The organism is Kitasatospora sp. NPDC057936 (genome assembly GCF_042887525.1).
Lineage (GTDB): Bacteria > Actinomycetota > Actinomycetes > Streptomycetales > Streptomycetaceae > Kitasatospora.
In genome coordinates this window covers 79769-88862 of sequence record NZ_JBHVPD010000030.1, presented here as the reverse complement: position 1 = coordinate 88862, position 9094 = coordinate 79769, and the positions used below count along the sequence as shown (strand labels likewise).

Annotated in this window: 8 protein-coding genes; 5 read left to right on the top strand and 3 right to left on the bottom strand. The window is 73.1% G+C overall.

Features of this window, described 5'->3' with window-relative positions:
- Positions 1-117: 117 nt before the first annotated feature.
- The 3 genes from ACFVU9_RS18100 to ACFVU9_RS18090 all read right to left on the bottom strand — a co-directional run bounded on the left by ACFVU9_RS18100 (position 118) and on the right by ACFVU9_RS18090 (position 3107).
- Positions 118-1461, bottom strand: coding sequence for a TolB family protein (locus ACFVU9_RS18100; protein WP_387594297.1), 1344 nt, complete (start codon positions 1459-1461; stop codon positions 118-120).
- A 233-nt stretch (positions 1462-1694) separates the two neighbouring features.
- Positions 1695-2465: a lysophospholipid acyltransferase family protein gene (locus ACFVU9_RS18095; protein ID WP_387594296.1), complete on the bottom strand. Its 771-nt coding sequence runs from the start codon at positions 2463-2465 to the stop codon at positions 1695-1697.
- A gap of 216 nt (positions 2466-2681) precedes the next feature.
- Positions 2682-3107, bottom strand: coding sequence for a DUF4395 domain-containing protein (locus ACFVU9_RS18090; protein WP_387594295.1), 426 nt, complete (start codon positions 3105-3107; stop codon positions 2682-2684).
- A gap of 335 nt (positions 3108-3442) precedes the next feature.
- On the opposite strand from ACFVU9_RS18090, the gene ACFVU9_RS18085 reads away from it, so the two are divergent.
- The 5 genes from ACFVU9_RS18085 to ACFVU9_RS18065 all read left to right on the top strand — a co-directional run bounded on the left by ACFVU9_RS18085 (position 3443) and on the right by ACFVU9_RS18065 (position 8665).
- Complete coding sequence (locus tag ACFVU9_RS18085; RefSeq protein WP_387594293.1) at positions 3443-3769, top strand: thioredoxin family protein; 327 nt, start codon at positions 3443-3445, stop codon at positions 3767-3769.
- Positions 3770-4125: 356 nt separating this feature from the next.
- The gene (locus ACFVU9_RS18080; protein ID WP_387594291.1) at positions 4126-4911 is read left to right on the top strand and encodes an electron transfer flavoprotein subunit beta/FixA family protein; all 786 of its coding nucleotides are present in this window, start codon (positions 4126-4128) and stop codon (positions 4909-4911) included.
- Between the two features lie 45 nt (positions 4912-4956).
- Positions 4957-5919, top strand: a complete 963-nt coding sequence (locus tag ACFVU9_RS18075; protein WP_380498554.1) for an electron transfer flavoprotein subunit alpha/FixB family protein — start codon at positions 4957-4959, stop codon at positions 5917-5919.
- 180 nt (positions 5920-6099) lie between these two features.
- A complete protein-coding gene (locus ACFVU9_RS18070; RefSeq protein WP_387594289.1) occupies positions 6100-7554 on the top strand; it encodes an acyl-CoA synthetase in 1455 nt (484 codons plus the stop codon).
- A 226-nt stretch (positions 7555-7780) separates the two neighbouring features.
- Positions 7781-8665 (top strand): C40 family peptidase, encoded by an 885-nt coding sequence (locus ACFVU9_RS18065; RefSeq protein ID WP_387594287.1) that lies wholly within the window; start codon positions 7781-7783, stop codon positions 8663-8665.
- The last annotated feature ends 429 nt before the right edge of the window (positions 8666-9094 follow it).

Here is a 9094-nt window from a genome sequence, read left to right as displayed (position 1 = left end):
GGTACTGCAGGGGGGACCCTGTGGGAGAGTAGGACGCCGCCGAACAATCATTCCAAAAAGACCCACTCCCGATCGGGAGTGGGTCTTTTTGCGTTTCCGGTGATTTTCCGGAGAGGCTCAGTTGTCGTCCTCGCTGTCCTGGCCGTCCGGGGCCTGCGGGTTCACCTGGGCGTTCGCCGACGGTTGGGCTTGTGCCGGCGCCTGGGTTGGGGCCTGAGCTTGGGCCGGCGCCTGTGCCTGGGCCGGCGCCTGGGTGGGCGCCGCGGGCGCGGACGGCGCGGCCGTGCCCCACTTCGGCCGGCTGAGCCACTTGCCGGCGCTGTTGGTGAGCCGGGCGACCCCGGTACCGTCCGGCTGCATGCTGTAGAGGTCGGCGGTCGCGCCTGCGGGGGCCTGGGCGAAGACGATCGACCGGCCGTCGGGTGCGTAGGAGGCGGCGCCGTAGTAGGCGTCGGAAGGGGCGGGAGTGAGGGCGGCGATGGCGCTCCCGTCGGGGTGGACGGTGTAGATGCCGCCGCCGGGCGCGTTCTCGGGGCCGGCCGGGTAGGTGGTGAAGAGGATCTGGCTGCCGTCCGGGGACCAGCTCGCGCGGTCGCCGGCGCGGAGCTCCCAGGGGGTGAGCTGACGCAGGCCCGTCCCGTCGGTGTTGACGACGTACACGGCCCGGGAGTTGGCGGGCTGTCCGCTCGCGCCGGTGCGGTACTCGAAGGCGAGGCGCTTGCCGTCGGGGGACCAGCTGGGGTTCCCGACCTCGCCGGAGTACGGCTTGTCGTTGGTGAGGAAGGTGAGGCGCTGGACGTTGGTGCCGTCCGGGGCCATCAGGTAGAGGTCGGAGTACTGGATCTGGGTGGTGTTGTTGCCGGCCGGGTTGACGGCGCCCCAGGAGCGGCTGAACGCGAGCTGCGTGCCGTCGGGGGAGTAGGCGGGGGCGCGTTCGTCCTCGTTGCTGCAGTCGGCGGTGCCGTTCTCGCAGAGCTGGCCGATCTGGTGCTCGCCGTCGCCGCTCGCGGCGACCGTCCAGAGCCGGGCGGTGCCCGTCTGCGGGTCGGTGCGGTCGAAGGTGATGGTGCTGCCGTCGGGGGACCAGTCGGGACGGTCGTCGCGGGCGCGGGCGGGCGGCTGGGTGACCTGGTGTTCGCCGCTCCCGTCGGGGCCGACGGTGACGATGGCGCTGGTGGTGCGGCCGGGGTCGACGAACGCCCGGCCGGCGATCAGGCCGTTGTGCGCCGCCACCGCGGCGGCGCCGGTGGCACCGGCCGCGGCGCCGATGACGCCGGGGGTGGGGGAGGCGGTCGTCGGCTCGGGCGTGGCGGTGGGGCTCTCGGGCCGGATCTCGGAGAGCGGGATCTCGCCGGGCTCGGCTCCGCAGCCGGCGAGCAGGGTGCCCAGCAGCAGAAGGCCCGCACCGGCGCTTGCGCGGGTGCGGGCCCTGGTCGTGGCTGACTGCCCTGTGCCGGTCATCCGCGTCATCTCCGTCTCCGGCCTCGCGGCCGCTCCGACTCTCGCTCCGTCGCCGATTCAGGACGAAGGCCCCCGAACGGGTCTGTCACTGTGTCAGACGGGAGGTGTCGGCGGCCGGGCGACACGCGTCGGAGCGCGTTCGCTCGGCCACACGGAGTAATGGCGGAGTGGGGGCGGCAGGCAGGGGGAGCGACGGACCCGGGTGGTGAAGGACCGGGGACCGGTCGGCGAGCTCAGCCCTTGGCGGCGCGGCGCTCGGCCTTGGCGAGGGCGTCCGCCTCGTCCTCGGCCTCGGCGACCTCCAGGGTGGGCGCGGTGCCGCCTAGCTGGGCCGGCAGCCACCAGGTGTCGTCCGGGCCGGAGGGCTTGCCGGGGTACTCGCGCTGGGCGCGGTCGAGCATCTCGCTCATCGCGGCGCGCAGTCTCCGGGTGACCATGACCGGCTTGTCGCCGGCGGTGAGGTGGATCGGCTCGCCGATCATGATGGTGACGGGGACGTGCCGCTTGGTCAGGGTCTTCGGGCGGCCCTTGGTCCAGAGCTGCTGGGTGCCCCACAGGACGACGGGCAGCAGCGGGGTGCCGGAGTCGGCGGCCATGCGGGCGGCGCCGGTCTTGAACTTCTTCAGCATGAACGAGCGGCTGATGGTCGCCTCGGGGAACACCCCGACGACCTCGCCGGCCTTGAGGGCGCGCACCGCGGCCTCGTACGCGGGCTGGCCGTCGGTCCGGTCGACCGGGATGTGCTTCATGCCGCGCATCAGCGGGCCGGAGACGCCGTGCTTGAAGACGTCGTCCTTGGCCATGAAGCGGGTCTTGCGCTTGCCGCCGCGGTAGGCGCCGAGGCCGGCGAAGAGGAAGTCGAGGTAGCTGATGTGGTTGCTGACCAGCACGGCTCCGCCCTTGGCGGGGATGTGCTCGGCACCCACGATCTTGATGCGCACGTCGAGCGCGCGGAAGGCGGTGAGTGCGGCGCCGATCACCGGCGGGTAGACGAACTCTGCCACGGTCAGTCCTGACTTCCACGGGCCGGGGCCCGGTACGGCGGGGACCCGCGCCGTTGCGCGGGGGCCGACCGGAGCACGGCACGCCGCGGCGGTCACGGGTGATACACGGAGATGATCCCCCGAACGAGTGCCTGCTGTCACCTGAGGCGTGCCGTCAAGCGGATATTCGCCGTGTGATATCGGTGATGAATCAAGGTGGGAACTTTCCCGGCCGGGTCAGGCCATGACGTCGGGGCGGCCCTGGGCACGGCGGATCAGCAGGTACATCTCGCAGCCGAGGCAGTAGCCGAACGCGGCGTTGAGGAAGGTCGCGGCCAGGGCGAACGCGGTGGTGAGCAGGCCGAGCCAGGGGACGGCGCTGAGGAAGCCGAGGCTGCCGACGGCGGCGAAGACCAGGCCCACGCCCTGGGCGAAGCGCGGCGGGCGCTCGTCCTCGGTCGCGGTGGGCGGCGCCAGGTGGGGGCGGACGAAGGTGCGGTAGAGCCAACCGTAGGGGGAGAGACGCAGGCCGCCGAACGCGGGGAGTGCGAAGACGGCGGCCTGGAGGGCGAGGAGCGAGCCGCTGCCGGTGATCAGCACGGCGGCGAGGACGATCGCGCTGAGCGCGGCGGAGAAGCGGGGGCCGCGGGGGTCTATCTGCACAGGGGCTCCGGGAGGGTCGCGACGGGCGGCGGCGGGGGGCGCGTGCGGGCGGCGCGTCAGCGACGGTGACAGCGGGAGGCAGTGGCCCGGCCCAGGGCGACGTGGCGGCGGGAGGTCGGTATCGGCGGCTGCGAAGGGCGGTCGGAATCCACTCGCCGATGCTACGCGGGCCGAGCGTCGGCGGGCGACCTGTCTATGACAATCCGCTTTTGGGATGAGCATGAGACTGCCGCAGACTGGGGGCGGGCGGGTCCTTTGGCTGTGCGTCACCGGGTTGCCGGTGGCGGTGGTGGGGCGCGAGCTGCTGCTGGTGAAGGTGCGACGGGAGGTCGAAGGTGTCCACCGAGAACGGGACGGTCCGGCTGTCGGAGGCGGAGCTGGGCGGGGCGCTGGGGGAGCGGGCAACGCTCGTCCAGTTCTCGACGGCGTTCTGCCAGCCCTGCCGGGCGACCCGGCGGGTGCTCGCGGAGGTGGCCGGCATGGTCGACGGCGTCGCGCACGTCGAGGTGGACGCGGAGGAACGGCTGGAGCTGGTGCGCCGGCTGGAGATCCTGCGGACGCCGACCGTGCTCGTCCTGGACGCCGGTGGGCACGTGGTGCGACGGGCGGCCGGGATGCCGCGCAAGGCGGACGTGATCGCGGCGCTCGGGCGGGCGGTCTGAGCACGTGACGGCGAACAGATGACAGGTGACAGATAACAGATGACGAAATCTGTTATCTGTCACCTGTCATCTGTTCGCCGTCGTCGGTTCGTCGTCGGCGCCGGGAATCCCGCCGCGGATGTGCCGCCCCGTCGGGTGGTGTCGGGGGCGGGCTGGGGCAGGATGGGCGCAGGCGGTGGTGCAGCCCTCCCGGCGTAAGCTACTGGCCAGTAGTGACCACTGGGCTACCGGCGAGTATGCTGCCAGGAAGTTCCGGACCGGCACGGGAAATCCGCTGCCCGGAGCAGGTGCGAACCATGTTCGCACCGGCTTGCACAGCCGCAGCCGCCGGACGAGACCAGTACAGGAGACAGGCCGTGAGCTTGAGGATCGTCGTCTGTGTGAAGCACGTGCCGGACGCGACGGGTGACCGTCGTTTCGCGGACGACCACACCACCGACCGGGAGGGCGTGGACGGCCTCCTGTCGGAGCTGGACGAGTACGGCGTGGAGCAGGCGCTGCGGATCGCGGAGGCGAACGAGGGCGCCGAGGTGACCGTGCTGACGGTGGGGCCGGACGACGCGAAGGACGCGCTGCGCAAGGCGCTGTCGATGGGGGCGGACAAGGCCGTGCACGTGAACGACGACGACATCCACGGTTCGGACGTGATCGGGACGTCGGCCGTCCTGGCGAAGGCGCTGGAGAAGACCGGGTTCGACCTGGTGATCGGTGGCATGGCGTCGACGGACGGTTCGATGGGTGTGCTGCCGGCGCTGCTGGCGGAGCGTCTGGGTGTGCCGCAGGTGACGCTGCTGTCGGAGGTGTCGGTCGAGGGCGGCGTGGTGCGGGGCCGTCGTGACGGTGACGCGGCGACGGAGCTGGTCGAGGCGTCGCTGCCGGCGGTCGTGTCGGTGACGGACCAGTCGGGCGAGGCCCGGTACCCGTCGTTCAAGGGCATCATGGCGGCGAAGAAGAAGCCGGTGCAGTCGCTGGACCTGGACGACCTGGGCATCGAGGCGGGCGAGGTCGGTCTGGCGGGCGCGTGGACGGCGGTCGACTCGGTGGTGGCGCGTCCGGCGCGCACCGCGGGCACGGTCGTCAAGGACGAGGGCGAGGGCGGCAAGCAGCTCGCCGCGTTCCTCGCGGACCAGAAGTTCATCTAATCCCACCCGCTCGCGCATCCAACGATCGATCAGGAGCAACGAATCATGGCTGAGATCCTGGTTCTGGTGGACCACGCCGACGGTGTGGTCCGCAAGCCGGCCCTGGAGCTGCTGACCCTGGCCCGCCGCATCGGCGAGCCGTCGGCGGTCGTCCTCGGTGCCGGTGGTGCCGCGGCCGACATCGCCGCCAAGGCCGCCGAGTTCGGCGCCGCGAAGGTGTACGTCGCCGACGGCGCCGAGTTCGCCGACCAGCTGGTCGTCCCCAAGGTGGACGCCCTGGCCCAGATCGCCAAGACCGTGTCGCCCGCCGCGGTGCTGGTCACGTCCTCCGGCGAGGGCAAGGAGATCGCCGCCCGCGTCGCCCTGCGGATCGGCTCCGGCATCATCACCGACGCCGTCGACCTGGAGGCCGGCGACGGCGCTCCGGTCGCCACCCAGTCGGTGTTCGCCGCGTCCTTCCAGGTGAAGTCCACGGTCACCAAGGGCGCGCCGGTCATCACCGTCAAGCCGAACGCCGTCGCCCCGGAGGCCGCCCCGGCCGCCGGTGCCGTCGAGAACGTGTCGGTGGAGTTCACCGGCAACGCCGCCAAGGTCGTCTCGCGCACCCCGCGCGTGTCCACCGGCCGCCCGGAGCTGACCGAGGCCGCCATCGTGGTCTCCGGCGGCCGCGGCGTCGGTGCCGCCGAGGGCTTCGGCGTCGTCGAGGAGCTCGCCGACTCGCTCGGCGCGGCCGTCGGCGCCTCCCGCGCCGCCGTCGACGCCGGCTGGTACCCGCACACCAACCAGGTCGGCCAGACCGGCAAGCAGGTCTCGCCGCAGCTGTACATCGCGGCGGGCATCTCCGGCGCGATCCAGCACCGGGCCGGCATGCAGACCTCGAAGACCATCGTGGCCGTCAACAAGGACCCCGAGGCCCCGATCTTCGAGCTGGTCGACTACGGCGTCGTCGGCGACCTGTTCGCCGTCCTGCCGCAGCTCACCGCCGAGGTGAAGGCCCGCAAGGGCTGATCCGCCCCGCGGGGACGGAGGGCGTGGTGCCGGGTGCTCGGTGCCACGCCCTCCGGCGTTCCCGGGCCGCTGGTCCCGTCCTGCTGGTCCCGTCCTGCTGGTCCCAGGCCGCTGTTCCCGGGTGTTCGCAGCGGGCCCGTAGAGTCGGCGCGACACCTGTGGAGAGGCGAGGACGGACGCATGGCACTGCTGACGGCACTTCAGGGCGGCTTCGGGGACTCCGCCGACGCGCTGCGGATCGACGGGCGCGCGTTCTCGCGGGAGGACCTGCTGGGCGCGGCGACCGCCGTGGCCGACCGGGTCGCCGGTGCCCCCGCGCTCGCGGTGCTGGCGCGGCCGAGCGTCGAGACCGTCACCGCCGTGGTCGGCGGCCTGTTGGCGGGCGTGCCCGTGGTGCCGCTGCCGCCCGACTCCGGGCCGAAGGAGCGCGAGCACATCCTGCGCGACTCGGGGGCCGCGCTGCTGGCGCACGCCATCGGGGACAGCGCGGTCGAGGACATCGCGGTGGGCGCCGCGGCGGCGGGCGCGGCGGGCGGCGTCGAGGCGCTGCCGGTCGATCCGGCGGCGCGTTCCGCGACGACCTACGCCGAGCCGGCCGGGGATGCCGCCGGGTTCGTCCTCTACACCTCCGGTACCACGGGCGCGCCGAAGGGCGCGGTGATCCGCCGCGAGGCCGTCGCCGCCGACCTGGACGCGCTCGCCGCCGCCTGGCAGTGGACCGCCGGGGACACGCTCGTCCACGGTCTGCCGCTCTTCCACGTCCACGGCCTGGTGCTCGGCGTGCTCGGCGCCCTGCGCACCGGCAGCCGCCTCGTCCACACCGGCCGGCCCACTCCCGCCGGGTACGCGGCCGCCGGTGGCAGCCTGTACTTCGGCGTGCCGACCGTCTGGTCCCGGCTGGCGGCGGACCCGGAGGCCGCGTCCGCCCTCGCCGGCGCCCGGCTGCTGGTCTCGGGCAGCGCGCCGCTGCCCGTCCCGGTGTTCGAGAGGCTCGCGGAGCTGACCGGCCACGCGCCCATCGAGCGCTACGGGATGACGGAGTCGCTGATCACCGTCAGCACCCGGGCCGACGGCGAGCGCCGGCCCGGCAGCGTCGGCCTGCCGCTGGACGGCGTCCGCACCCGGCTGGTCGGCGAGGACGGCGCGCCCGTGCCGTCCGACGGGGAGACCGTCGGCGAGCTGCAGGTCGCCGGGCCGACCCTCTTCTCCGGCTACCTCAACCGGCAGGACGCCGACGCCGAGGCGTGGACCGCGGACGGCTGGTTCCGCACCGGCGACGTCGCGGTGATCGGCCCGGACGGCTTCCACCGGATCGTCGGCCGCGCCTCGGTGGACCTGATCAAGAGCGGCGGCTACCGGATCGGCGCCGGCGAGGTGGAGGCCGCGCTGCGCGACCACCCGGCCGTCGCCGACGCGGCGGTGGTCGGCGCGCCGGACGAGGACCTCGGGCAGGCCGTCGTCGCGTACGTCATCGCGGACGGTCCGGTGACGGGGGACCAGCTGACGGCGTTCGTGGCCGAGCGGCTGTCCGTGCACAAGCGCCCGCGGCGGGTCGTCCTGGTGCCCGAACTCCCAAGGAACGCCATGGGAAAGGTGCTCAAGAAGCAGCTGCTGGCGGAGTCCGGCGAGCGGTGATGAGGGGGCGTCGGGAACCGCTCCGGTGACGGGGGCTCACCCTGATGCCCCGTTCGGTGCTCACCCTTCGTGACCCTTCCTTTGGCTCACTCCACTGCGCGCCGGGTGCGGACGCGTGCCTAACGTGACACGCGACAGGACCGAATCGTCCGGTCCGTCCCCTTTGGGGTCGGTTCGACGGCTCGGACCACTCCGCGTTTCCGCAGCAGTGAAGGAAGTCAGCAGGATGACCACGGTCAACACCGGCGCACCGGATGCCTCCGACGAGCCGACCCGGCAGCACGCCACCACCCCCACCGCCGACCGCAGGGCCGCGGCCCGTTCCTCCCGGGCCGGGCGGGTGCGCCGCGGGATAGGCATGGTGGCCGTGATCGTCGCCGGCGCGGGTGTGATCGGCCTCGGCACCGGCGTGACCCCCGCGTCCGCCGAGTCGGCGCCGGCCCACGCCGGCTGGGACGGGTCGCGGTACTGGTTCAAGAACAGCAAGGGCGAGTGGCGCTGGACGACGCACTACAGCGTCTACAAGGCGCGCACCGGGGGCGGCTCGACGGCCAAGACGTCGTCCTCGACTTCCGGCGCGAAGTCCAACGGGGGGATCAAGCAGGGCTGGGACGGGTCGCGGTACTGGTTCAAGAACAGCAAGGGCGAGTGGCGCTGGACCACCCACTACGACATCTACCTCAACCGCACGGGGGGAGGGGGCTCGTCCTCGTCGTCCTCCTCCAGCGCGGCGCCGCCCGCGGCGGACCGGAACGTCGAGACGGCGATCCAGTTCGCGCTCGCGCAGCTCGGCAAGCCCTTCGAGATCGCGGGCAACGGGCCGGACGGCTACGACTGCTCCGGCCTGGTGCAGCAGGCGTTCCGGCGCGGCGGCATCGACCTGCCGCGGGTGGCCAACGACCAGTACGAGGCGACCACGCCGATCAACGCGGGCCAGCTGCGCCGCGGCGACCTGCTGTTCTGGTCGCCCGACGGCACGAGGCGGGGCATCCAGCACGTGGCGATCTACCTGGGCAACAACCAGTACGTCGAGGCGGCCCGGCCGGGGACCAACATCCGGATCTCGGGCATCAGCAGCGGCTACTACCCGGCCTACATGGGGCGTCCGTAGCCGTGTGAGCGGAGGGCGTTCGGACCTGTTCGGGCCCGAACGCCCTTTCCGTGTAAGGACATTGACCTCGGGAGGTGACGGGTCAGAGGTCCGTCGGGCGGGGGAGGGCCCCGCGGGCGCCGGTGGTGTCGACCACGGTGACGGCTCGGCTCGGCTCGGTGGCGGTGCGGGTCGGCGGCGGGTGTCGGGGGATCCGGTGCGAGGGCGGGGACGTGGAGGGCGTACGGTCGTGCGCGGGGGTGGTGCGCGTGGGGCGTGTGCCGTTGTGTGAGCGCCGTTGTATCGGCGCGCGAGCCGGCTTGATGGGGCGCGGCGGGGGCGGGCCGTAGGCGTGCGAAGCGCGCACGGAGGCCTGCGCGAACGGTCGGCGCTGTCCGCCGCCGGGGCTCCTGGCCTGGGCACATGCCGCTGTCACAGGGCAGGCCGGGG